Below are 23742 nucleotides of genomic sequence, written 5' to 3' on the forward strand. Positions count from 1 at the left end.
TTTAAAAATGAATCGCGTTTCCGTCTGCGGCTAACGCAGCTTCTCCAATCGCCTCTGAAAGCGACGGATGCGGGTGTATGGACTGACCGATTTCCCACGGTGTCGCATCTAGCACCTTGGCAAGCCCCGCTTCAGAAATCATATCGGTAACGTGCGGACCGATCATATGAACACCGAGAATATCATCTGTATTCCGGTCGGCGACGATTTTGACAAAGCCGTCGCTTTCTCCGTATACAAGAGCCTTTCCGATCGCCATGAACGGAAACTTCCCGATCTTAAGTTCATGGCCTTTTTCGGCGGCTTCTTCTTCTGTCAGACCGACACTCGCCGCCTCCGGGTTTGAATAAATGCATTTCGGCACAAGGGCGGCATCAAGCGGAGCCGGATTAAGACCCGCCATATGCTCAACCGCAATGATGCCTTCACGTGAGGCCACATGTGCAAGCTGCAGCCCGCCGACGACATCACCGATCGCATAAATATGCGATTCCTTCGTCTGTCCGGATTCGTTTACGACGATAGAACCGTTTTCCGTTGCAATGTCCGTATTTTCGAGCCCGATTCCTTCGATATTGGGCTGGCGGCCGATGGAAACAAGCATTTGTTCCGCGTGATACGTTTCGCTTTCACCATTCTTTTCAGCTTCAATTGAAACGCCGTCCGCTTTTTCCAATGTATCCGGAAGCACTTTCGCACCCGTTACGATCTTAATTCCTTTTTTCGTTAACAGTTTTTCCATTTCGCTTGAAATATCACGGTCTTCAGTCGGCAAAATGCGGTCCGCGTATTCAATTACAGTGATATTGACGCCGAAATCATTCAGCATGGATGCCCATTCAATACCGATGACACCGCCGCCGACGATTATCATGGATTGAGGCAGTCGTTCAAGCTGCAGCGCTTCATCTGACGTCAGAATATACGTACCGTCTGCTTCTAAACCTGGAAGCATTTTCGGCCTTGAACCGGTTGCGATAATTAATTGTTTCGGTATCAGCATGTCGTTTTCTTCACCATTTGCGTATTCGACGGAAATGGTACCCGGAAGAGGTGAGAAGATGGAAGGGCCGAGCATACGTCCGTACCCGTTGAATACATCAATCTTCCCCTTTTTCATCAGATGGGCGACACCTCCGGCCAGCCGGTCAACGATTCCCTGCTTTCGTTTTTGCACGCTGTCAAAACGGAGGGAGACACCTTCCGTTTCAATGCCGAATGCTGCCGCTTCCTTTGCGGTCCGATACACTTCTGCGCTTCTTAACAGCGCTTTACTCGGAATACATCCTTTATGAAGGCATGTTCCCCCGAGTTGTTCTTTTTCTACAACGGCCGTTTTTAAGCCGAGCTGGGCCGCTCTGATGGCGGCAACATAACCGCCCGTGCCGCCGCCCAGAATGACCACATCATACTCCGTCGCCATTTGTTTTCACTCCTTCGCCGATCTGATATTGTTTCGCCTGCTCCTCACCGGCTAAAACCCGAAGCGCGCCTTGCGCAAGTGATTGCAGTTCATTTTCTCCCGGATACACCAGTACATCCGAAATCCAATCTATGTACGATCTGATGGCGGAAACGAAATCTTTCCCGTACGCCAATCCGCCTGTCAGGACGATAATATCTACTTTTCCTTTTAAAACGGCGCTTGCCGCCCCAATTTCTTTCGCTATCTGATAAGCCATGGCGTCATAAATGAGCCTCGCATTTTCATCTCCGTCCTGAATGCGTTTTTCCACTTTCACCGCGTCCGTTGTCCCCAGGTAGCCGGAGAGTCCGCCCGTGCCGACAAGTTTTTTCATCATATCGGCTTTTGAATACTTGCCGGAAAAACACATCTCCACCAGATCACCCGCCGGAACGGTTCCCGCACGTTCCGGACTGAATGGCCCTTCTCCGTGAAGCCCATTGTTGACATCAGTCACCCGTCCGCAGTCATGAACGCCGACTGTGATGCCGCCGCCCATATGAGTGACGATCATCTTCATCTGTTCATACCGCTTGCCGAGAGACGCCGCCGCCGTACGGGCAACGGCTTTTTGGTTTAAAGCGTGGAAAATGCTTTTACGCTTAATTTCAGGCATGCCAGATACTTTAGCAAGCGGTGTCATCTCATCCACCACAACAGGATCGACGATATACGCCGGGATATTAAGTCCGTCAGCTATTTCCCTGGCAATAATCCCGCCCAGATTCGAAGCATGCTGGCCGTTGTAGCCGTTTTTCAAATCAGTGATCATGGCGTCATTCACTTCATATGTGCCGCCCTCAATCGGTCTGAGCAGGCCGCCTCTGGCACAAACGGCATCAAACTTTGAAATGTTGATGCCCTGTTCGTGCAGAGACTCAAGTATGCTTATTTTTCGAAATTCGTATTGGTCGATAATGCTGTTAAATGTTTTCAGCTCTTCTTCGGGGTGCCGCAGCGTCTTTTCAAAGATACAGCGTTCATTGTGAAAGACACCGATTTTCGTTGATGTTGAGCCTGGATTCAGAATGAGAATGCGTTTTTCCTGTTCGAACATTTTCATACCTCCAGATCAAATTCCTATCGTCTGCTTAATACACTTTGGCCGTTTTGCAGAAACTGGCTTCTTGAACGGCGCATGCGCTCAATTCGTTCTTCAGCCAGACGGTCAGCCGCTAAGTAAGTCGGAATACCGTCACGCGCAGAAATATCGAGCACCCGTTCAATATTTGCATAGATGCCTTCAACCTTTTTCAAAGCCCGCTCAGCATTATAGCCGTAAAGCTCATCAGCTACATTGATGACGCCGCCGGCATTGATAACATAATCCGGCGCGTACACGATTCCCATTTCATGAATGGTATCGCCGTGACGTGTTTCTTTCAGCTGGTTATTGGCCGCTCCCGCAATGACTTTCGCTTTCAGCTGTTTAATCGTGTCATCATTAATGACGGCGCCGAGGGCACACGGAGCATAAATATCGCACGCCTGTGAGTAAATGTCGTCCGGATCAACTGCGCGGGCCCCGAAGTCTTCAACGGCACGTTTAACAGATTCTTTATTGATATCCGTCACGATTAAAGAAGCACCTTCTTCGTGAAGATGGCGGCAAAGATTGTAAGCCACATTTCCCACACCTTGCACGGCAATTGTTTTTCCTTCCAGTGAATCAGTGCCAAACGCCGCTTTAGCAGCAGCTTTCATCCCTTTGTAGACGCCGTACGCCGTAACCGGAGATGGGTTTCCTGATGAACCGAATGCCGGAGAAATCCCTGTTACATAGTCTGTTTCATCATGAATAATATCCATATCTTCAACGGTTGTGCCGACGTCTTCAGCGGTAATATATCTTCCGTTTAAGCCTTGAATGTACCGGCCGAATGCACGGAACATTTCTTCATTCTTATCCTTGCGCGGGTCCCCGATAATAACGGTTTTCCCGCCGCCTAAGTTTAAACCGGCAGCCGCATTTTTATAAGTCATGCCTTTTGCAAGTCTTAATGCATCTTCAATTGCCGCTTCTTCACTGTCATATGTCCACATTCTCGTTCCGCCGAGTGCAGGGCCGAGCGTTGTATCATGAATCGCGATGATCGCTTTTAATCCTGACTGTTCATCTTGGCAGAATACCAATTGTTCGTAATCATAAGTTTCCATATATTTAAAAATTTCCATAGGTACGTTCCTCCTACTGTTCTTGTGATGCGCAAATCGCAAGCGCAATTGAATACAGTTTATTTTCTGCGGTATCCGCTCTGCTCGTTAATGCAATCGGCGCCTTCGCACCCGCGATGACGGCAGCAACATTTGCTTTCGCAAAATAAATCATTGACTTATAAAGCATATTTCCAGCCTCTATTGACGGAACCAAGAGAATATCTGCCTGGCCCGCTACGCTTCCGGAAATTCCTTTTTGCAGTGCTGCAGCTTGAGATACGGCATTATCCAAAGCAAGCGGTCCGTCCGCGATACAGCCTGTAATCTGGCCTCTATTGCACATTTGGACGATCGCAGCCGCGTTCAGCGTCGCCTCCATTTTCGGATTAACCGTTTCAATAGCGGCAAGGACTGCGGCTTTCGGCATAGGGTTCCCTACTGAATGTGCGACATGAACCGCATTTTGCAGAATATGCCGGAGCTCTTCAAGAGACGGGGCGATGTTCAGCGCTGAATCAGTCACATACATCAGCCGGTCATAGTCCGGCACCTCAAAAACGGCTACATGTGATAACACACTTTTAGAACGTAACCCTTCCTGGCGGTTTAAAACCGACTTCAGAAGAGTTGAGCTCGGCAGATTCCCTTTCATTAAAATATCCGCCTCTTGTTCGCGCACTGCGCGCACTGCTTTTGCCGCAGATTCTTCGGGTGAATCGGCGTGGATAATGTCAGCATTGAACTTCGGCTCATTTGCCAGAAGCTCTTTCAGCTTTTCGCTGTCACCCGTCAGTAAAAATCGTGCCGACAAGTGCTCTGCCGCCATTTTGACGGCCTGGATTACTTCTTTATCTGCTGCGTGGGCCACTGCAATGGTTTTTGCGTTTTTTGCCGCGGCTTTTTCAACTAAGTCTCTCAGCTTCATTTTGTACCACCTTCCTTGTTCGAATCCGCTTTTATCAATGCAAGTTCCGTGCCAAATGTTCGGGAGGGTTATTCCGGCCTTTTTTCAAGAAAACATGCAGCTGTTTGCGCTTTCTCTGCAATTTATTGCATGCCGTCATTTGCAAGGCCGTACTTGTCCATTTTGTAGTACAGATTCCGAATGCTGACGCCAAGCGCTTTTGCCGTTTTGGTTCGGTTGAATTTATGCTTTTCAAGCGTTTTTTGAATGACGTGCGCTTCAAATTTTTCAACGGCCTGAGAGAGTTTTTCTCCTTCCACATCCGGAAAATCACTTCGGGCGCCGCTTTTTTCACTCAGCTCTGTTTCAAAAACAGGCAGATGCTGCTGTTCTATCCGCTCCATGTGCGGCTCTAAAAATATCATCGCCCGGCCGAGAACATTTTCGAGCTCTCGGACGTTTCCCGGCCAGCTGTAGGCTGATAAAGCACGCAGCGCGTTCGGCGTGAGCCCCTTTACGTTGCGTCCGTAATCCTGATTGATTTTTTCGATGAGCCGTATGCTCAGCGCTTCAATATCCTCTTTGCGCTGCCGAAGCGGCGGGATTGAGATCGGATAGCGGTTAATTCGGTAATACAGGTCTTCCCGGAACGTTCCTTCCGCCATGGCCTTTTCGATATTGACGTTTGTCGCTGCGATAATTCTGACATTGACAGAAATCGCTTTAGCACCGCCGACTCTGGTAATTTCTTTTTCCTGCAGAACCCTGAGCAGCTTCGCCTGGGTGCTTTGGGTCAGCTCTCCGATTTCATCTAAGAAAATGCTGCCGTTATTCGCTTCTTCAAAAAGCCCTTTTTTGCCCCCGCGCCTCGCGCCCGTAAACGCGCCTTCCTCATAGCCGAAAAGCTCGGATTCAAGCAGGGATTCTGACAGGGCCGCACAATTAACCCGAATGAACTTATTGTATTTTCTGTCGCTTTCGTTATGGATGGCGTGGGCGAAAAGTTCTTTTCCGGTGCCGGATTCTCCCCGCAGCAGAATTGTCGCCGGTGTTTTCGCCCCGAGCTTCGCCTGTTCAAGGGCGACCAGCATTTGTTCACTCGTGCCGATAATGTCGTCAAACGTGTATTTCGCTTCAAGCGTGCGGATGATCTGCCGCGCCCGGTTTAGTTCAGCAGTCAGTGTTTTAATTTCTGACACATCGTGAATGACTCCGACGCTGCCTTTTAAAATGCCGTCCACGATAACCGGAGCAACATTCACGATGACATCCTTTTTATTGGGGCCGACTTTCATTCTTACGCCCCGTACAGGCCGCCTTGTCCCCAATACTTTCAGGTGCATGCTTTCTCCTTCTGAGATATCGGTGGAGGCGGGTTTTCCGATGACTTCGCTTTCTGACAGCCCGGTCATTTTTGTATACGCTTTGTTGATTAACATTCCGATGCCGTTTTCATCAACGACGGAAATGGCTTCGTCTGACGATTGAATAATCGCTTCAAGCATGGTGCGGATTTGTTTTAAGTTCGTTACCTCTTCTGCCAGCTCAACTGCGTCCGTGATGTCTTTAAACACGCATAACGCACCGAGAAGCTTTCCGCCTTCATCAATGATCGGCAGTCTTGTCGTGACAATCTGCAGGTGCTTTCCGAGAAGCTGCTTCTGGTTATATTCCGGCTCTCTTGTTTCCAAAATCCGCGGCAGTTTTGTGTTCGGCACGACATCTTTAATTTGGCGGCCGATGACATGCTCCCGTTTTTGGCCGACCATTTTTTCAGCCATCTGATTAAATAAAATGATCGTTTCGTTGACGTCTATAAAAATCATGCCGTCGTGGGTTGAATTAAAAATCCGGTCATGCTTATACGTCTGTGACTTCAGCATTTGAATAAGCTGCTGCTTTTCCTCCATCAGCTGAAACACCATGTACGCCAATTTCCCCGGCATGACGATGGTTTGTTCTTTTTTCTCATGGAGCAGCTCATCCATGACCGCTTTGTCACCCGTTGTGTGGATGATAATATCTATATCTTCGGTTATGTAAGGTTTCCAATCTGATGAGGTTGCAATTCCATATCTCCGGGCTTCTTGCAGCCCTTGCGCCTCCGGATCTTGGTCAACCACCGCAATAATCCGGATCAGTTTTGTTTTCATCAAAATCTGTAAGAGCGCCGTGCCTCCTTTACCAGCACCTATAATCAGCACCTTCTGCATCCCGATACCCCTTTGTATGAAAAAATTTGCACACCTGTATTTTCCGTTGCAATAATTTGCACAACCCCTATGTTACCATGTTTTCATCTCTTGACAAAATATTTTTTCGATTGGACAATAAAGGAAATCATATCGAAAAGGGGTTTTCTGAATATGAGCCGGCTTGTTGCGCTTTTGATTCTGGTCCTCCCCGGCGCTGTTGCGGCGCTCGGCATTAAGCTGATGAGAGATGCATTATTCGGGCATACGTTTGCCCCGTTTCCGTCCCTTTTTCTTCAGGGAGCGGCCGGACTGGCGTTTTTTTTGTTCGGCCTTTATATTCTGGCCGGATTTATTCTGTACAGAGATCGGAAACGCAATCAAGTCAGCCCGCGATTCAGGAAAAAAAAGCTGTAAAAAAAGCCCTTGCTAAAAAGGGCTTTTTTCAGTCATCCGGCAGTATCGTTTTTGCAATGGATTGATCAAGTTCTTCATAGTCATGGTAAGCGATCGTTTCATATAATTCTTTTCTCGTCTGCATGTCCGAAAGCCCCTCTTTTTGCGAGCCTTCTTCTTTTATAAGGCGGAAAATACGCTCAAAAGCCTTGGCCGCCGTCCTGAGTGACGTGACCGGGTAAATGACCATCTGACAGCCCATGCCGGAGAATTCTTCAGCGCTGTAATATGGCGTTTTTCCGAATTCAGTCATATTTGCGAGAATCGGCACACTGATTTGTTTGGAAAACGCTCTGAATTCACTTTCTGATTGGAGCGCTTCCGGGAAAATGGCGTCAGCACCCGCTTTTATATAAGCGGCCGCTCTTTTTAATGCGCCCTCCAGCCCTTCCTGCTGTCTGGCGTCTGTCCTCGCAACAACGAGAAGAGTCGGCGCTGCCTGCTTGACCGCTTGGATTTTCTGCGCCATTTCTTCGATCGGCACGAGCTGCTTCCCATTCAGATGCCCGCATTTTTTCGGCAGGCGCTGGTCCTCCATTTGGACGGCGGCTGCGCGCGCTTCATACATTTCTTTCGCCGTCCGGGCGGCATTCAGCACTCCTCCGAAACCCGTATCAATATCCACAAGGACGGGCAGGTCAGATGCACGGACCAGGTCTTTAACACGTTCAGCCATTTCCGCCGACGTGATGATGCCTAAATCGGGCAGCCCTCTGCTCGCCGTGTAAGCCGCGCCTGACAAATAAAGAGCCGAAAACCCCGTTTTCTTGGCGATAAGAGCAGCCATCGCATCGTGAGCGCCGGGGATCTGCAATAGATCCGGCGCTGTCATCTGCGTACGGAACCGCTCTGCAAGCTCCTCTTGAGACGACTGCCTGCTGACGATCCACGTCATGTTTGTCACCCTCCTACTTTATACGAGAAATAAGTCCATAAATTCAATAACGCTGAGCTGCTGCATCCGTCCGCTATGTTTGCAGGCTTCTTCTATTTTACGCTGCTGCTTCAGTGAAAAATGAGTGCTGACGTTTGCTGAAAACTTGGCAAGAATATTCGGAACGGCTTCTTTTCTGCGGAATCGGTGCCCGAGCGGGTATTCACATTCAATCCCCTCCGTAGCTGTGCCGTCTGTAAAATGCACCTGCACGGCATTTGAGATGGATCGCTTATGCGGGTCTAAGTAATCTTTTGAGTACGCTTTATGTTCCGTCACCTCCATTTTGCTCCGCAATGTATCAATTCTCGGGTCAGACGCCGTTTCCTCTTCATAATGGTCTGCCGTAATATCTCCGAAAAGCAGCCCGATTGCCGTAATGTACTGCAGGCAATGATCCCGGTCAGCCGGATTGTGAAGCGGCCCTTTTTTATCAATAATCCGGATCGCTGACTCATGCGTCAAAATCGTGATTCTGTCGATTTCCCCGATGCGGTCTTTCACCTCAGGATGGAGTTGGACCGCGCATTCCGCAGCTGTTTGGGCGTGGAATTCAGCCGGGTAGGATACTTTAAACAAAACATTTTCCATAACATAGGAACCAAGCGGGCGGGCAAGCTTCATTTCCTGCTGATTAAATAATACATCTTGAAATCCCCATCCCGGTGCGGTCAGCGCCGTCGGGTATCCCATTTCACCTTTGAGCGCCATGAGGGCCAAATACACGCCTCTGCTCGTCGCATCACCGGCCGCCCATGATTTGCGCGATCCGGTGTTCGGCGCATGCCGGTACGTTCTGAGGCTTGAATTATCAATCCAGGCGTGTGATACGGCGTTGCTGATTTCCTCTTTTGAACCGCCCAGCATTTGCGTGCACACAGCCGCAGTCGCTACTTTCACAAACAGCACATGGTCCAGTCCGACTCTGTTTAAACTGTTTTCCAAAGCGAGAATACCTTGGATTTCGTGCGCTTTGATCATTGCGCGAAGCACATCGCGCACGGTAAGGGGTTCTTTCCCTTCAGACACCCTTACTCTGGAAATATAGTCCGCACAGGCCAAAATGCCTCCGAGATTGTCAGACGGATGACCCCATTCCGCTGCAAGCCACGTATCGTTATAATCGAGCCATCTGTTGATACATCCGATATTAAAAGCGGCCGTGACGGGGTCTAACACAAAAGGCGTGCCGGGGACTCTGCTTCCGTTCGGCACGGAGGTTCCCGGGACAATCGGGCCGAGCAGCTTTGTACATTCAGGATAGCTGAGCGCCAGAATTCCGCAGCCTATCGTATCAAGAAGCACATGTCCTGCCGTAGTGAAAGCTTCTGAACTGTCAATCTCTTGATGGAGCACGTAATCAGAAATCTCTTCGATCACGGCGTCCATTCGGCGGGTTTCTGTCATGTTTTCATCTTCCTTTCTCATCTATTTACAGGCGCGCCCCGGTATAGCGGACACGCGGGCGGAAAAGCCGGTTCCGGCTGTGCTGTTCAATGACGTGCGCGCATAGGCCGACCGTCCGTGCGCTGAAGAATATAGGCGTGTACAGCGGAATCGGAATGCCGAGCATGTAATAGACCGGCGCTGCGTAGTAATCTAAATTCGGATAAAGGCCTTTTTTCTCCCGCATGACGGTTTCACCGGCTTCACACATGTTATAAAGACGGAAATCACCCGAAAGATCAGACAGCTTCTTCAATGCTTCTTTCATCATGAGCGCCCTCGGGTCCATTTTTTTCATGTAGACACGGTGACCGAAGCCCATGATTTTTTCTTTTTTTGAGTTAACAATTGTATAAACCCGTCTGTATCCTTCGCTTCTTCAAGCATGTACATAACCGCTTCGTTCGCTCCACCGTGAAGGTTTCCCTTCAATGAGGCGACGGCTCCGGTCAGAGCGCCGTATATATCCGATTGTGTCGAAGCAATGACTCGGGCCGTAAACGTTGAGTTCGGCAATTCATGCTCACTGTATAAAAGAAGCGACCGGTCGAATATTTCTTCTTCCAAGGATGACGGGGTTTTTCCGGTAATCATATATAAAAAGTTTGCGCTGTACGATAGAGTCCCGACAGGCGCTAAAGGCTCCAGCCCGTTTATGACGCGATAGCTGTTGACGGTCAGATTCGGCATTTTGCCTATCAGCCCGCGGACACGGTGCTGATTCACAGATGAGGTGCGGTCATCAATGTCCTTGTCAAAGCCTCCAAGCGCAGACAAACCCGTCCTCAGTCCGTCCATCGGGTGAGTATGTTCTGGCAGCAGACGGCAGATGTGCAAGATTTCCTCAGGAAGGTATCCGCCGCGCCGGACGTCTTCTTCAAGCGCCGCCTTCTCTTTCGCATCAGGAAGTCTGTCTTCCAATAAGAGATGGACAATGTCCATATAGCCGGCCGTTTTAGAAAGCTCAATCAGATCGTGGCCCTTGATCAAAATACTGCCCTGCTGTGTATCCAGAAAAGAAATTCCCGTTTCCACCGCAATAACGCCATCTAAACCAGGAGAATAAGGTTCCATGATTTCGCTCCTTTTCGCACATTTTATTGAAGAAGATACTTAGAAATAATCAGCCTTTGAATCTCATTGGTGCCTTCATAGATTTGCGTGACCTTCGCATCCTGAAATAAACGCTCCGCGGGATACTCTTTCATATAGCCGTAGCCTCCGTGAATCTGCACGGCCTCAACCGCCGCTTTCATCGCCGCATCAGACGCGAACTGCTTTGCCATTGATGCTTCTTTTCCGCACGGAAGCCCGCGCTGATACAGATCAGCAGCATGATAGACCAATAATTTGGCAGCTTCCGCATTCGTCGCCATATCAGAAAGTTTAAAAGAAACGGCCTGATTCGAGGCGATGGGCCTGCCGAACTGGCTGCGGGTTTTCGAGTACTCGACAGAGCAGCCGAGCGCCGCTTCGATAATCCCGAGCGCCTGAGCCGCTATGCCGATCCGCCCGACATCAAGGTTTTTCATGGCGATTGAAAAACCCTCGCCCTCTTCGCCGAGCCGGTTTTCAATTGGAATTTCCGCTTGGTCAAATTGCAATTCGACAGTGTTGGAACCTAACAGACCGAGCTTTTTTTCTTTTTTTCCGATAGAAAAGCCGGGTGTGTTTTTTTCAACGATAAAAGCGGATATCCCCTTCCTCCCTTTAGCCGGATCGGTTAAGGCAAATGTCAGATACAGATCTGCCGCTCCGCCGTTTGTAATAAAGATTTTTGAACCGTTCAGAATATAGGAACCGCCTTTTTGCACGGCCGTTGTTTTCAGGCCTCCCGCATCAGATCCGGATTGAGGCTCAGTAAGTGCAAACGCCCCTACATATTCGCCCGCTGCCAGCTTTGGAATGTACGTTTGTTTTTGGGCTTCTGTCCCGAAATGCAAAATCGGGTTTGTCCCTACCGATGTGTGGACGGATAAAATAACTCCGACAGCCGCGCTTACTTTTGATATTTCATGAATCGCTAAAATATAAGATGTTATATCAGCGCCCGCTCCGCCATAAGCTTCCGGGACGGGAATCCCCATTAACCCCGCTTCCCCCATTTTTTTAATCAGCCGGTCCGGAAATTCATCGGTTGTTTCCATGATCTCAACCATCGGCGCGACTTCCTTGCGCGCAAAATCACGCACCATTTTTCTCATCATGATGTGCTCTTCTGTAAAATGCACGGCTGCCGCCTCCCCCTCATGATTTTTATGTCATCTGTTGTACTCATAAAAACCGCGCCCGCTTTTTTTTCCGAGCCAGCCGGCGCTGACATATTTTCTGAGCAGAGGGCATGGACGATATTTCGAATCTCCGAGTCCCGAATAGAGAACCTCCATAATGGAAAGGCACGTATCCAATCCGATGAAATCGGCTAATGTTAAAGGCCCCATCGGATGACGCATGCCGAGCTTCATCACATCGTCAATCGCTTCCTTTGAGGCCGCACCTTCGTAAAGGCAATAAACGGCCTCGTTTATCATCGGCATTAATATGCGATTAGATATAAAGCCTGGAAAGTCATTGACTTCGACAGGTATTTTTTTCATCTGAACGGCAAGCTTCTTTACTGTTTCCGATGTTTCTTCCGACGTGGCAAGCCCTCTGATGACTTCGACAAGCTCCATGACGGGAACCGGATTCATAAAATGCATGCCGATTACTTTTGCAGGCCTTTTTGTGACAGCGGCAAGCTCCGTAATGGGAAGAGAAGACGTATTGCTTGCCAATACGGTATGAGGGGGACACAGTTTATCGAGTGTGCCGAGCAATTCGGCCTTTGCTTTTTTGTTTTCGGCAATCGCCTCTATTACAAAATCAGCATTTCCCGCGTCCGTTAGTTCTGCCGGGGAAATGCGGCTGAAAACGGCATCTGTTTCATGCTGTGTCTTTCGTCCTTTCGCCTGATCTTTCTCCAGATTTGTTTTGATACGGCGAAGGCCTTTTGTCACCATTTCCGGCTCCCAGTCGTATAACATGACGGTAAACCCAGCTTCGGCAGCTGTCTGTGCGATGCCGGCTCCCATCTGTCCGGCACCTGCGACCATGATTGTTTTCATCTTCATCTGACGCTCCCTTCGTTATATCAGTACACCTCCAGCAGGACGGCGTCTCCTTGAGCCGCTCCGCTGCATATTGCCGCTATGCCTAAACCTCCGCCGCGCCGCTTTAATTCGTATATCAAACTCATGATGATTCTGGCTCCGCTTGCGCCGATCGGATGGCCGAACGCAATTGCCCCCCCGTTAACATTCACTTTCTCCCGGCTGAACCCGGCTATTTTTTCGCTCACGAGGACGACGGACGCAAATGCTTCATTCACTTCAAACAAATCGATGTCGTCAACGGACAATCCGGTTTTTTTCAAGAGCCGGCTGATAGCTTCTCCCGGCGCGCTTGCAAGCTCGGACGCTTCCAGTCCGACAGACGCAAAACCAAGTATCGCAGCGAGCGGTCTGACATGCTGCTTCGCGGCTTTTTCCTCCGACATCAGCACAAATGCTCCGGCGCCGTCATTTACACCGGGAGCGTTTCCGGCGGTGACCGTTCCGTCGGCTGTAAAAATAGGTTTGAGCTTTGCGAGCTGGTCAAGGCTTGTATCCGGACGCAGCCCCTCATCTGCTGCAACAGTATGCTGTTTGCCCTTTTTACCGGTCCAGGTGACGGGAACGATTTCTTCATGCAATTTACCCGTCTCAGCTGCCTCAGCCGCGCGTTTCTGGCTTAAAAGAGCGTAATGATCCTGTTCATCTCGGGAAATGCCGTACTTTTTGGCCGCAGAGCTTCCGTGGACAGCCATATGCACCTGATCAAACGCACAGGTCAGCCCGTCATGAACCATTAAATCCTGAAAAACCCCGTCTCCCATCCTCATACCCCAACGGCCGGCCGGAATGGCGTACGGAATGTTGCTCATGCTTTCCATACCGCCTGCAATCAGCACGTCCGCATCTTTCGCCCGGATGATTTGATCACAGATGGTAACGGCTCTGAGCCCCGATGCACAGACCTTATTAATGGTTTCAGCCGGAACGGACCATGGAAGCCCGGCATGCCTCGCAGCCTGCCGCGCCGGAATCTGCCCCGCGCCCGCCTGGACGACCATTCCCATCACCGCACCTTCTGCTTCGCTTTCACTGATGCCGGCGCGCTTGATTGCTTCTTTTATGGCAATGCCGCCAAGCTCGGCTGCTTTTACCTCTTTTAATGCCCCGCCGAATTTTCCGAACGGCGTTCTAGCCGCACTGACGATAACCGTTTTTCCCACACTTTTGCCTCACTTTCAATAAGATAAAAGATAACGCTTACAAAAAACGCCCTGTTCCAATATATGAACCGGCTGACCAAGTTATGATCGCCCCGTGCTGTTTCCGCCCATAAAAAAAGAGGACTGTCTGAACAGTCCTCTAGTTGCAGCATTCTTCTTTTATTGAAAGAGCCAGCTTTGGATAATCGGTAAAAAATGCGTCTGCTCCCGCTTTTATCAGCTGCTTCATATCTTCCGGCCGATTGACGGTGAACGGACGGAGCGCCGCTTGGTGTTTTGCAAGATGTTTGATCACTTCAGCGCTGACCGCCGGCGTGCCGAGCTTCGGATGATAACCAGAAGCTGGAATTGAAGCAAGATACCGTTCAGGCCGGTAAAGCACATCCATCGTCAGCACCGCCCGTTCTATCTCAGGTGCCAGGGCGTGGCAAAGCGCGAGGCTCTCATGATTAAATGAAGAAAAAATAACGCGCTGTTCCAGTCCGTAATACCTGACTTTTTTGATCACTTCTTCTTCCATTCCCTCGTAACGGAACACGCTGTTTTTCAGCTCAATATTGATCAGAAAATCAGCACGCTCCGCAAAACGCAGCACGTCTGACAAAAGCGGAATTCTGACTCCTTTAAACGAATCTTTCCATTTGCCGGCGGCATCGGCAGTTCTGATTTTCTCATACGCCGTATCTTTCACAAATCCTTTTAAAGACGTCGTACGGTCAAGGGTTTCGTCGTGAATAACCACGATTCGGCCGTCTTTTGTCATTTGTACGTCAAGTTCGATTCCGTCAGCTCCGGCCTCAATCGCTTTCGTGAACGCGAGCATCGTATTTTCGGGATAGTCGCCCGACGCCCCCCGGTGGGCAAAAATAGTCGTCATATGTGTCACCTCAGGTGTTTGTCATCGGTTTTCTCTATTATAATCGTTATGCACATAAGGAGGGCGCTATTTACATATATTTTATAATTATTGCCCGCTGTAATAGGTTTCGATTCCGTTTACAACAGCGTCTGCGGCATGCTCTTGTCCACTCTCGTTTTTCAGCTTGTCCGCATCTTGAGAATTTGTGATAAAGCCTAATTCAGCCAGCACACTCGGCATTTTTGAATATGTAATGACATAAAAAGGGGCTTCTTTTACACCTCTGTCCCTCATCTCTAAAGACGAGACAAGCTGCTGTTGAATGTCAGAAGCAAGCCTCTCGCTGTCTGCTCCTTCATATGTTGAATTAAAATACGTTTCTGTCCCCGATGCCGTTGATACGGCTGAATTCGTATGGAGGCTGACGAATAAATCGGATTGGCTGGCGCTTGCTTTCGCCACCCGCTCGTCCAAGCTTAAAAAAGTATCATCCGTTCTTGAAGCAACAGGTTTTGCGCCTTCTGCCTCCAATTTGGCGATCACCTTGTTTGACACCGCTAAATTGATATTTTTCTCCAGCAGCCCATTTCCGGCGGCCCCGCTGTCTTCTCCGCCATGTCCGGCATCGATATAAATGGTTTTTCCTTGCACAGATTCAGCTGCATAAGCGGACGGTGCAAGAAGAAGCAGAGCGGCACCGAATGCTGCAGCGCTTTTTGTCAGTAAACCCACGTGTTTTCCTCCCCGTTCTTTACATATCTGTTTCTCTTTTCAGTTTTTCAAGCTGTAATTGTCCGTTGCTCTCTTTTTTATAGGTGATTTGCACCGCCGTATGTTCAGGCAGAGACTGACATTCAAACCGCTTAGAGAAAGGCACCTTCACCTCTTGCCGCTCTCCGTCAATTTTCACCACGATCGTATCGTTTCCGGACGCTTTTATAAATGTTCCTTCCTGTGTAAATGACGGCGCCGAATCCGCCTCCGCGGTATACTCGCAGCCTGATAACAGCCATGCGGTGAAGATTAGAAGTATGACAGATATGACAGACTTCACACAGATCACCTCACGTTTTCTCATTCGGCTTTATCTTTGAACAGAATGGCCGATTTGTAAAGGGCGCCTTCTTTCCTCCAGTGCTTTTCCATATTTGGAATGAAGGATTTCTGACCCGCTGATTACCTGAACTTAGAAAGAAAACGAGCTGATTCGTCTATGAAAAAGGTTCTGTCTGAAGAGCGGATATGCAGAATTTAACGGAAACGGACGACTTTCTATTCATTTTGAAAAAATATCAGATCATCAAAAAAAGAGAGGCTCATCATGCGCTCTCCCGAATAGAATTGTTCATATTTATTTTGAGTTTTTCATAAAATGAACGGGACAACTTAAAAGAGGAGCGTATTGACGGCAATGATGAGAATAATCACTCCGCTCAGCACCGTGCTGAACTGTCCGACATGGAAAGATCCGATGCGCAATGACGCAGCTTTTTTTCCAAGCAAGCAGCCGAGCCATATGGTCAGAAAACTTCCGAACGCCGCAGTGATGGAAATTGCGGCGGGAGAAAGCCCGATCAGGCCTGCGCTTAATCCGTTAGTCAGCGCATTTGCGGATACGGCCACTCCGAGAACCATGGATTCCAATATACCGATTTCTCCCGAACCGTCAGCACCCGCTGTCTCCGGGTTTTGTAACAGACCGGCAAAACGGCCTTTTTTTCTTGATGACAGATCAGCACGCGCTGAATTTTCTTTTTTTCTCGGCACTGCCAGCAGGATGATGCGGATGCCGATGACAGATAAGATAAAAGCCGCCAGCAAGACGGGAAAAAAACCAGGCAGAACGGCTGAAATCCATTTGCCGAAATAAATCCCGATATAACTGAATAAAAAACAGATAAAAGCGATCATCATATTTGACGTGTGCGATATTTTGATCTTTCTGATGCCGTATGACATCCCCACTCCTAAATTATCAATGCTCGAGGACACTGCCAAACCTAAAATCAGTAACCAAGCCATGTTATTTTCTCCCCATTCTTTGATGTCTTTTCAACATGTTGCGCTGTTGAATCTACACTATCCTATTCAGCAGCACAGAAAAGGTACCTTTTCTGCAAAAAATTATTGACTGATTATCATCATTCCGGCGGAAACGAGGTGACACCCTTGGCAGAAAATGAAAATAATACATTGGGCCCGCTTTTAAAATCACTGCTTGATAAGCACTCGCTCTCCATGAGAAAACTCGGCGCCTTAACCAACATTGATACGGCCACCATCTCCCGGATTATAAACGGCAAGCAGAAGGCCAATTTAAAGCATCTTCAGGAATTTTCAAAACACCTCCGCACCCCGCTGGAGGAATTGCTTGAGGCGTCAGGCATAGACATCGGCCATGATAAAGAAGCTGCGCCGCAAGATCCGATGCACGCGATTCAGGATATGCTGAATATGGCGGAGATGTTTGATCAGCCTTTTTCCCGCGAGCAAATTGAACGCGAGCTGACCAGATATGAACAATATGCCAAAACCCAGCAGGGCCATCGCCTGATTTGTGATGAGTTTCAAAAGAAAATGGATAACGAAGAAAGTGTCGGCCCTTTTATTGATCACTTGAAAAACATGCATCATCAATATATGGATGAATCAACACCGGCTGAAGACCGCGCGATTCTCGGGAGCGCGCTGCTGTATTATATTTTGGCGACGGACGTCATTCCGGATTACATGTTTCCAATCGGCTATCTGGACGACGCGATCGCCGTTCAAATCGCTTTACATCGGCTGAAAAAAAAGTAAAGGCGCTTAAAAAAGCGCCCTTTTTTGTTGAAAAATATGAAACACCGCATTACGGTTTTGTCAAAACAGAGACAGCTGTCATATGATACATTAACCTAACAAAAAGGAGGGTGTCTTCTATGGTGTGCGCTCTGTTAAGTGTTGTGATTCAGATCGGAACGATATTCGCCGCAGGAAAGTGGAAAAAAGAATAAAAAACAAATTGACGGTTTTTTCGCACAAGCGTATGCTTATAAATAATCTTGTAAATGATTAGAAAGAAGTTATGCATATGAAAAAAATCATTCTCCTCTTCGCCGCCGCTGTCATATTCAGCTCGATCGGCCATCAAATTTCAGGCGGATATAAAGATCCTGAAAAAGAACGGAGAAAACCGTTCCATTCATTTAAATGGTTCAGCCGATCATAATCTCAGGATAAAGCACAGGCAAAATAATTGCACACAATTAAAACATAAGCTAGAATACGGACGAGTTAAACTCCTAAGGAAGAAGGCGAAATGATGAAGCAAATTTATAAACCGCTGTTTGAACCTTTTACGTTCGAAAGCGGCGTCACCATACCAAACCGTATTTCTGTCGCACCGATCACACACTATTCATCAAACGATGACGGAACAATTTCAGACCGTGAATTAAGCTACATTACTCCCCGTTCAAAAGAAATGGGCATAGTCATTACGGCATGTGCAAACGTAACACCTGATGGCAAAGCGTTTCCCGGCCAGCCCGGTATCTATGATGATTCTCACATTCCCGGCTTGAAAAAACTCGCCCAGGCGATCCAGTCTCAAGGAGCGAAAGCCGTTGTGCAGATTCACCATGGCGGATTGGAATGCCCTCCTGAACTCGTGCCAAACAAAGACGTCGTCAGCCCGAGCGGCTCAGAAGAAGACGGCAGACAAACTTCCCGGGCTCTTACTGAACAAGAAGTTGAGCACATCGTAAAAGCATTCGGCGAAGCGACACGCAGAGCGATTGAAGCCGGCTTTGACGGTGTTGAAATTCACGGGGCAAACGGGTACCTGATTCAACAATTTTATTCTCCGAAAACAAATCAGCGCACAGACCGCTGGGGTGGAAGCGATGAAAAACGCCTTGCGTTCCCGCTTGCAGTCGTTGACGCTGTCAAACAGGCGATTGCTGCACACGCTGAAAATCCATTTGTTCTCGGCTACCGCCTGTCACCGGAAGAGCCGGAAACACCTGGGATTACAATGAAAGAAACCTTCCTGCTCGCCGACGCGCTTGCGGAACAAAACTTGGATTACCTGCATATTTCACTGATGGACGTCAATTCCAAAGCCCGCCGCGGCGCAGATACTTCACGTACACGGATGGATTTATTAAACGAACGCGTTGGCCATAAAGTGCCGCTGATGGCGGTCGGTTCTATCTATACCGCGGATGAAGCGCTAGCCGTATTAGAAAGCGGGATTCCGCTGGTGGCTCTGGGACGTGTCATTCTGATCAACCCCGAATGGTCGGTGCTGATCAAAGAAGGCCGCGAGCAGGAAATCGAAAAAGCAATAAAAGCATCTGAAATTGAGAAATACCGACTCCCTGAACCGTTATGGGAAATGATCCAGAATACAGGCGGCTGGGTGCCGTTTGAAAAATAACCACAAAAAACTGCCGGATGTCCGGCAGTTTTTTTGGTTCATAAATTTTTACCGCTTTGTTTACTCCTATTTCTGACACACTGCGTACATATAGTAAATAGATTAATAGAAAGGAGACCGTATATGATGGCTGGATTTCCTATTACGATTAACAGTCTTTCCGGAAACGGGGTTGTCAATGTCGGCGGCGCGTTTTCGATAAGTCCTTTAACCGTATCAAAAACAGTCTACGGCTCAGGAGGAGGAAATATCGGTATGGTTCTGCAAATGAATCAATCCAGCACGGCTCAATCTTCAAGTTCTCAATTCTCTGATCAAAATGTAATGAAAACACTATGATATCTGTATTTCCCTCCTATTCCGGCTCACAGCAGCCGGATTTTTTTACCGTTTTGTTTAATCTTATTTCAGATCACAGCGTACATATAGTTAGTAGACTTAGAGAGAAAGGAGAAAAAATAGAATGAGCGGTTGCCCGATTACGATAAACAACGTATCAGGAAACGGAGTTGTCAATGTTGGCGGCGCTATATCCATCAGTCCGGTGACTGCATCAAAAACCGTTTTCGGTGCCGGAGGAGGAAATATCGGTATTGTCATTCAAAGCAATGCTGTGAGCCAGGCCAAAATGTTTGAGCATCAATTTTCAGATCAGAATATTGTGAAGTCAATTTAAGGGCTGCCATGCAGCCCTTATAGACACGTAAAGCGTAAATATAAGCAGGCCGGCAGAATCACTGAAAACAATCAGCGATCACCTTCTTATGTTTTGAATGATTTCAGTTAAGAGTAAATAGAATGCAGATTGAAAGCATGAAAACACGGCAGTACTGAATCTCATTACGGAAAGAAGGAATCGCGATGAAAAAACTTTGCCGGGAAGTTTGGATTGAAGTTGACCTTGATGCGATAAAAAAGAATATACGGACGATCCGCCGCCATATTCCGAAGAAGTCAAAGATTATGGCCGTCGTAAAAGCAAATGCTTATGGCCACGGCTCTGTGGAAGTAGCGCGGCAGGCACTGGAAAGCGGAGCGAGCGAGCTCGCAGTCGCCAGCGTCGAAGAGGGAATTGTGTTACGAAGAGCGGGGATTACGGCACCGATCCTTGTGCTCGGCTTTACCGCTCTCAGCTGTGTGAAAAAGTCTGCCGTCTGGAATATAACATTATCAGCGTTTCAAGTCAGCTGGATCAAAAAAAGCGAACCAGATATTGGAAAAAGAAGCGGTTTCGAAACAGCTGTCCATTCATATCAATGTGGATACCGGAATGGGCCGGCTCGGTGTACGCACAGAAGAAGACCTTTTAGCAGTTGTAAAAGCGCTCAAGTCGAGTACATACCTGTCGTGGGACGGGATCTTTACCCATTTTTCAACAGCGGATGAACCTGATACTGAATTGACGATGCTGCAGCACGAAAAATTTATCAGCTTTCTCCGTTTTTTAAAAGATCAAGGCATTACGCTCCCTACCGTGCATATGTGCAACACAGCAGCCGCTATCGCTTTCCCGGAATTCAGCGCCGATATGATCCGTTTAGGCATCGGTTTATATGGATTATACCCGTCCGCCTATATCAAGGAGCTGGATCTTGTAAAACTCACGCCCGCACTCAGTTTAAAGGCGCGTATCGCTTATGTGAAAGCCATGGTGACGGAGCCCCGGACCGTCAGTTATGGTGCTACATATATCGCCGAACCGGGTGAAATTATCGCAACAATTCCGATCGGCTATGCTGACGGTTACTCGCGCGCCCTTTCCAACCGCGGGTTTATTCTTCATCGCGGCAGACGGGTGCCGGTGGCGGGGAGAGTGACGATGGATATGATCATGGTCAGTTTGGGTGAGAGTGAGGGCAAACAAGGAGAAGAAGTCGTCATCTACGGTAAACAAAAAGGAGCCGAGATTTCAGTTGATGAGATTGCCGAAATGCTAGGTACGATTAATTATGAAGTCGTATCTACGTTAAGCCGTCGCGTCCCCCGCTTTTATATCAGAGACGGCGAGATCATCAAAGTATCAGCTCCCGTATTATACGTGTAGGTCTCATAAACCCCGTTTTTATGCAGCATCAAGATTCCTCGGACCAGAGGGATTTTGCTTATGTATAAAATTCAGGTGCCGGTGCGAGTGATTCACTTGATTTCACCGGCAAAAGCACAAAACGCCTTCTCTTCCGCATTGATGCACGGAAAAGAAGACGTGAAAAAGACATCCTGCCATTCAGCTTACGTTATGAAGCTTTATGCTCCAATCTCAGCTTGTCAGCAACCATTGCGATGAATTCTGAATTGGTTGGTTTTGCTTTTGTCATGCTCACAGTATACCCGAACAGCGAAGAAATGGAGTCAATATTTCCCCTGCTCCATGCGACTTCAATGGCATGGCGGATGGCCCGTTCTACACGGCTTGCGGTCGTGTTGAATTTTTTGGCAATGTCGGGATAAAGGACTTTTGTGATGCTGCCGAGAAGTTCAATATCGTTATACACCATGGAAATGGCTTCACGCAAATAAAGATAGCCTTTGATATGGGCAGGCACACCGATCTCATGGATAATGCTTGTAATGCTGGCATCGAGATTTTTCCGCTTCGGCTCAGGCTGACTGCGGATAATGCTGCTTTGCGCGGACGGCGCACGGTGTGTGACGCTGCTGACATTGCCGCTTACCTGGCGGATATGGCCGACAAGGTTTTCCATATCAAACGGCTTCAGGATGAAGTAGGACGCACCTAAATCGACGGCTTTTTTCGTAACGTCTTCCTGACCGAATGCCGTCAGCATGATGACGTTCGGCTGCTTCGCAAGTTCTGATTCCCGGAGGCGCTCCAAAACCGCAAGACCGTCCAGATGCGGCATAATAATGTCTAAAACGAGCACATCGGGATTTTTATCTTTAAACAAAGAAAGGCATTCCTGTCCGTTATAAGCAACGCCGAGCACTTCCATATCATCCTGTCCCTCTATATATTCACTCAACAGGCTTACAAGCTCTCGATTATCATCAGCAACACAAACTTTAATTTTCTCCACGTTTCTTCCTCCCCCAATGTATTAACAGGACGCAACCCATTTGACTGCTACATGTTACATTCGACAAAACCACTACTTCCCCTTTTAAAAAATCCATTTTTACCAATAATAGTGGTATATCTTTGTTTTTCTAGGTTTTTCGACTAAAAATTAAGTTTGACAAATCAGGAAACGTGAATTTGTCGAAAAATCTTCATGTCTTATTTTACATGAATCCAGGAAAGAAGTGAAGAACGCATCAAATAAAAAAACTGCCGGATCATCCGGCAGTCAGCTTGCTTTATCTTTTCCGTAAACATCAACGCCTGCTTCAGAAAGCATCCATTCGATATGAACGCCGTAGCCGCTTGTCGGATCATTGACAAACACGTGGGTAACGGCTCCGACGACTTTCCCGTTCTGGATGATCGGGCTTCCGCTCATTCCCTGAACGATTCCGCCGGTTTTTTTCAGCAGTTTCGGGTCGGTTACCTTTAATACCATACCCTTTGTCGCCGGGAATTTTTGCGGCGTGGTGCTGACGATTTCAATATCAAATTTCTCTACTTTATCGTTTTCAATAACCGTCAGCATTTGCGCCGGTCCTTTTTTTACTTCATTTGACAAAGCAATCGGAAGCGCTTTGTCGGAAATATTGTTTTGAATCGGCTGATGCAGTTTCCCAAAGATGCCGAACGGACTGTTGCGGTTAATATCGCCGATCGTTTTCCGTTCTGACGAAAACCTTGCCAGTTTTTCGCCGGGATTGCCGCCTTTTCCTTTTTCAATGGAGGTTACAGTTGAACGGACGATTTCTCCGTCTTCTACAACAATCGGTTTTTTCGTATCCATATCAGAAATGACGTGGCCCAATGCGCCGTATTTTTTTGTTTTCGGTTCAAAAAATGTCATCGTGCCGATGCCGGCTGCCGAATCGCGGATATAAAGGCCGATTCGATATTTTCCTTCAGCTTCATCCTTTGTCGGAATCAGCTTTGTCTTGATTTTTTGCTTATCGCGTTTCACCAATAAATCCAATGATTCTCCGGTTGTGCCCGCTTTTTGAATAAACGGGGCGATATCGCTCATTTTTTCAATTTTATGTCCGTTCATTTTAATAATGATGTCGCCAGATTCAATTCCCGCTTGTTCTCCCGGAGACTTTTTTCCATCCTTTGTCATCACCTGGTGAAAGCCGACGACCAAAACACCGACTGAATGCAGTTTTACACCGATGGACTGTCCGCCTGGAATGACCTTTAATTCAGGAAGCACACGCACTTTCGTTTTTTTAATGGGAAATCCGGCAAGATCATATACTACTTCTGACCGGCCTTGTTTTTGCCCTGTTATGTTTGCATGACCGTGCTCTTCTTTCAGCGTAAAGGCTTCTGATAATTCGCCCTTTTCAGCGCTTATTGATGCATTGACCGGAACGGCTTGTGTCTGTTTTTCAAAGACGCTCATTTGCGATGGTATCAGTAAATATTCTTTAAACGGCTTAAAAAAGCCTACACTTAGTAAAGAAACAAGGAGAATTACACCTATTGCTTTCCTCATGTTATCGTGCATTCATT

At 48.0% G+C, this 23742-nt stretch carries 22 protein-coding genes and 2 pseudogenes; 7 read left to right on the top strand and 17 right to left on the bottom strand.

The window, feature by feature from the left end; translation table 11 throughout:
• Position 1 precedes the first annotated feature (1 nt).
• The 5 genes from lpdA to ACW5MY_RS11220 all read right to left on the bottom strand — a co-directional run bounded on the left by lpdA (position 2) and on the right by ACW5MY_RS11220 (position 6739).
• A complete protein-coding gene (lpdA, locus tag ACW5MY_RS11200) occupies positions 2-1423 on the bottom strand; it encodes a dihydrolipoyl dehydrogenase (protein WP_125122936.1) in 1422 nt (473 codons plus the stop codon).
• Positions 1407-2528, bottom strand: coding sequence for a butyrate kinase (gene buk / locus ACW5MY_RS11205; protein ID WP_193350403.1), 1122 nt, complete (start codon positions 2526-2528; stop codon positions 1407-1409). The genes lpdA and buk overlap by 17 nt, the downstream gene beginning before the upstream one ends.
• A 17-nt stretch (positions 2529-2545) precedes the next feature.
• Positions 2546-3640, bottom strand: coding sequence for a branched-chain amino acid dehydrogenase (gene bcd, locus ACW5MY_RS11210; protein ID WP_013352804.1), 1095 nt, complete (start codon positions 3638-3640; stop codon positions 2546-2548).
• 13 nt (positions 3641-3653) lie between these two features.
• The gene (gene yqiS / locus ACW5MY_RS11215) at positions 3654-4547 is read right to left on the bottom strand and encodes a phosphate butyryltransferase (RefSeq protein ID WP_013352805.1); all 894 of its coding nucleotides are present in this window, start codon (positions 4545-4547) and stop codon (positions 3654-3656) included.
• A 122-nt stretch (positions 4548-4669) separates the two neighbouring features.
• The gene (locus ACW5MY_RS11220) at positions 4670-6739 is read right to left on the bottom strand and encodes a sigma-54 interaction domain-containing protein (RefSeq protein ID WP_065522797.1); all 2070 of its coding nucleotides are present in this window, start codon (positions 6737-6739) and stop codon (positions 4670-4672) included.
• 153 nt (positions 6740-6892) lie between these two features.
• Here ACW5MY_RS11220 and ACW5MY_RS11225 point away from each other — a divergent pair, with 153 nt between their 5' ends.
• The gene (locus ACW5MY_RS11225) at positions 6893-7135 is read left to right on the top strand and encodes a DUF2627 domain-containing protein (RefSeq protein WP_013352807.1); all 243 of its coding nucleotides are present in this window, start codon (positions 6893-6895) and stop codon (positions 7133-7135) included.
• 28 nt (positions 7136-7163) lie between these two features.
• On the opposite strand, the gene prpB is transcribed toward ACW5MY_RS11225, so the two are convergent.
• The 10 genes and pseudogenes from prpB to ytaF all read right to left on the bottom strand — a co-directional run bounded on the left by prpB (position 7164) and on the right by ytaF (position 16750).
• Positions 7164-8069 carry a methylisocitrate lyase gene (gene prpB / locus ACW5MY_RS11230; protein WP_071348040.1) on the bottom strand — a complete coding sequence of 302 codons (906 nt, stop codon included), beginning with the start codon at positions 8067-8069 and terminating at the stop codon, positions 7164-7166.
• An 18-nt stretch (positions 8070-8087) separates the two neighbouring features.
• Complete coding sequence (locus tag ACW5MY_RS11235) at positions 8088-9515, bottom strand: bifunctional 2-methylcitrate dehydratase/aconitate hydratase (RefSeq protein WP_289393710.1); 1428 nt, start codon at positions 9513-9515, stop codon at positions 8088-8090.
• A gap of 25 nt (positions 9516-9540) precedes the next feature.
• A pseudogene (gene mmgD, locus ACW5MY_RS11240) lies at positions 9541-10628 on the bottom strand (citrate synthase).
• Between the two features lie 23 nt (positions 10629-10651).
• The gene (locus ACW5MY_RS11245) at positions 10652-11785 is read right to left on the bottom strand and encodes an acyl-CoA dehydrogenase (protein ID WP_289393711.1); all 1134 of its coding nucleotides are present in this window, start codon (positions 11783-11785) and stop codon (positions 10652-10654) included.
• Positions 11786-11815: 30 nt separating this feature from the next.
• The gene (locus ACW5MY_RS11250) at positions 11816-12667 is read right to left on the bottom strand and encodes a 3-hydroxybutyryl-CoA dehydrogenase (protein ID WP_289393712.1); all 852 of its coding nucleotides are present in this window, start codon (positions 12665-12667) and stop codon (positions 11816-11818) included.
• 20 nt (positions 12668-12687) lie between these two features.
• Positions 12688-13869, bottom strand: a complete 1182-nt coding sequence (locus ACW5MY_RS11255) for an acetyl-CoA C-acetyltransferase (protein ID WP_462061610.1) — start codon at positions 13867-13869, stop codon at positions 12688-12690.
• Positions 13870-14008: 139 nt separating this feature from the next.
• On the bottom strand, positions 14009-14746 hold the full coding sequence (locus tag ACW5MY_RS11260; RefSeq protein WP_013352815.1) for a glycerophosphodiester phosphodiesterase: 738 nt from the start codon (positions 14744-14746) through the stop codon (positions 14009-14011).
• Positions 14747-14833: 87 nt separating this feature from the next.
• The gene (locus ACW5MY_RS11265) at positions 14834-15460 is read right to left on the bottom strand and encodes an N-acetylmuramoyl-L-alanine amidase family protein (RefSeq protein ID WP_193350410.1); all 627 of its coding nucleotides are present in this window, start codon (positions 15458-15460) and stop codon (positions 14834-14836) included.
• A 19-nt stretch (positions 15461-15479) separates the two neighbouring features.
• Positions 15480-15806 carry a hypothetical protein gene (locus ACW5MY_RS11270; RefSeq protein WP_289393716.1) on the bottom strand — a complete coding sequence of 109 codons (327 nt, stop codon included), beginning with the start codon at positions 15804-15806 and terminating at the stop codon, positions 15480-15482.
• 308 nt (positions 15807-16114) lie between these two features.
• Positions 16115-16750 (bottom strand): sporulation membrane protein YtaF, encoded by a 636-nt coding sequence (gene ytaF, locus ACW5MY_RS11275; RefSeq protein WP_289393717.1) that lies wholly within the window; start codon positions 16748-16750, stop codon positions 16115-16117.
• Between the two features lie 147 nt (positions 16751-16897).
• Here ytaF and ACW5MY_RS11280 point away from each other — a divergent pair, with 147 nt between their 5' ends.
• The 6 genes and pseudogenes from ACW5MY_RS11280 to alr all read left to right on the top strand — a co-directional run bounded on the left by ACW5MY_RS11280 (position 16898) and on the right by alr (position 21195).
• Positions 16898-17530, top strand: coding sequence for a helix-turn-helix domain-containing protein (locus ACW5MY_RS11280; RefSeq protein WP_013352819.1), 633 nt, complete (start codon positions 16898-16900; stop codon positions 17528-17530).
• Between the two features lie 271 nt (positions 17531-17801).
• The gene (locus ACW5MY_RS11285) at positions 17802-17939 is read left to right on the top strand and encodes a hypothetical protein (RefSeq protein ID WP_014470646.1); all 138 of its coding nucleotides are present in this window, start codon (positions 17802-17804) and stop codon (positions 17937-17939) included.
• A gap of 93 nt (positions 17940-18032) precedes the next feature.
• Positions 18033-19151 carry an NADH-dependent flavin oxidoreductase gene (locus tag ACW5MY_RS11290; RefSeq protein ID WP_462061907.1) on the top strand — a complete coding sequence of 373 codons (1119 nt, stop codon included), beginning with the start codon at positions 18033-18035 and terminating at the stop codon, positions 19149-19151.
• Between the two features lie 126 nt (positions 19152-19277).
• Entirely contained in the window at positions 19278-19490 is a 213-nt protein-coding gene (locus ACW5MY_RS11295; RefSeq protein ID WP_014470647.1) for a spore germination protein, read from the top strand.
• A gap of 124 nt (positions 19491-19614) precedes the next feature.
• Entirely contained in the window at positions 19615-19827 is a 213-nt protein-coding gene (locus ACW5MY_RS11300) for a spore germination protein (RefSeq protein ID WP_013352823.1), read from the top strand.
• Positions 19828-20012: 185 nt separating this feature from the next.
• A pseudogene (alr, locus tag ACW5MY_RS11305) lies at positions 20013-21195 on the top strand (alanine racemase).
• A 190-nt stretch (positions 21196-21385) separates the two neighbouring features.
• On the opposite strand, the gene spo0A reads toward alr, so the two are convergent.
• Together spo0A and spoIVB are read right to left on the bottom strand one after the other, a co-directional pair.
• Complete coding sequence (gene spo0A / locus ACW5MY_RS11310) at positions 21386-22186, bottom strand: sporulation transcription factor Spo0A (RefSeq protein ID WP_013352825.1); 801 nt, start codon at positions 22184-22186, stop codon at positions 21386-21388.
• A 270-nt stretch (positions 22187-22456) separates the two neighbouring features.
• Positions 22457-23737: a SpoIVB peptidase gene (spoIVB, locus tag ACW5MY_RS11315; protein WP_045510700.1), complete on the bottom strand. Its 1281-nt coding sequence runs from the start codon at positions 23735-23737 to the stop codon at positions 22457-22459.
• Positions 23738-23742 lie beyond the last annotated feature (5 nt).

The sequence above is a fragment of the Bacillus sp. Bwzl_19 genome (assembly GCF_054900515.1).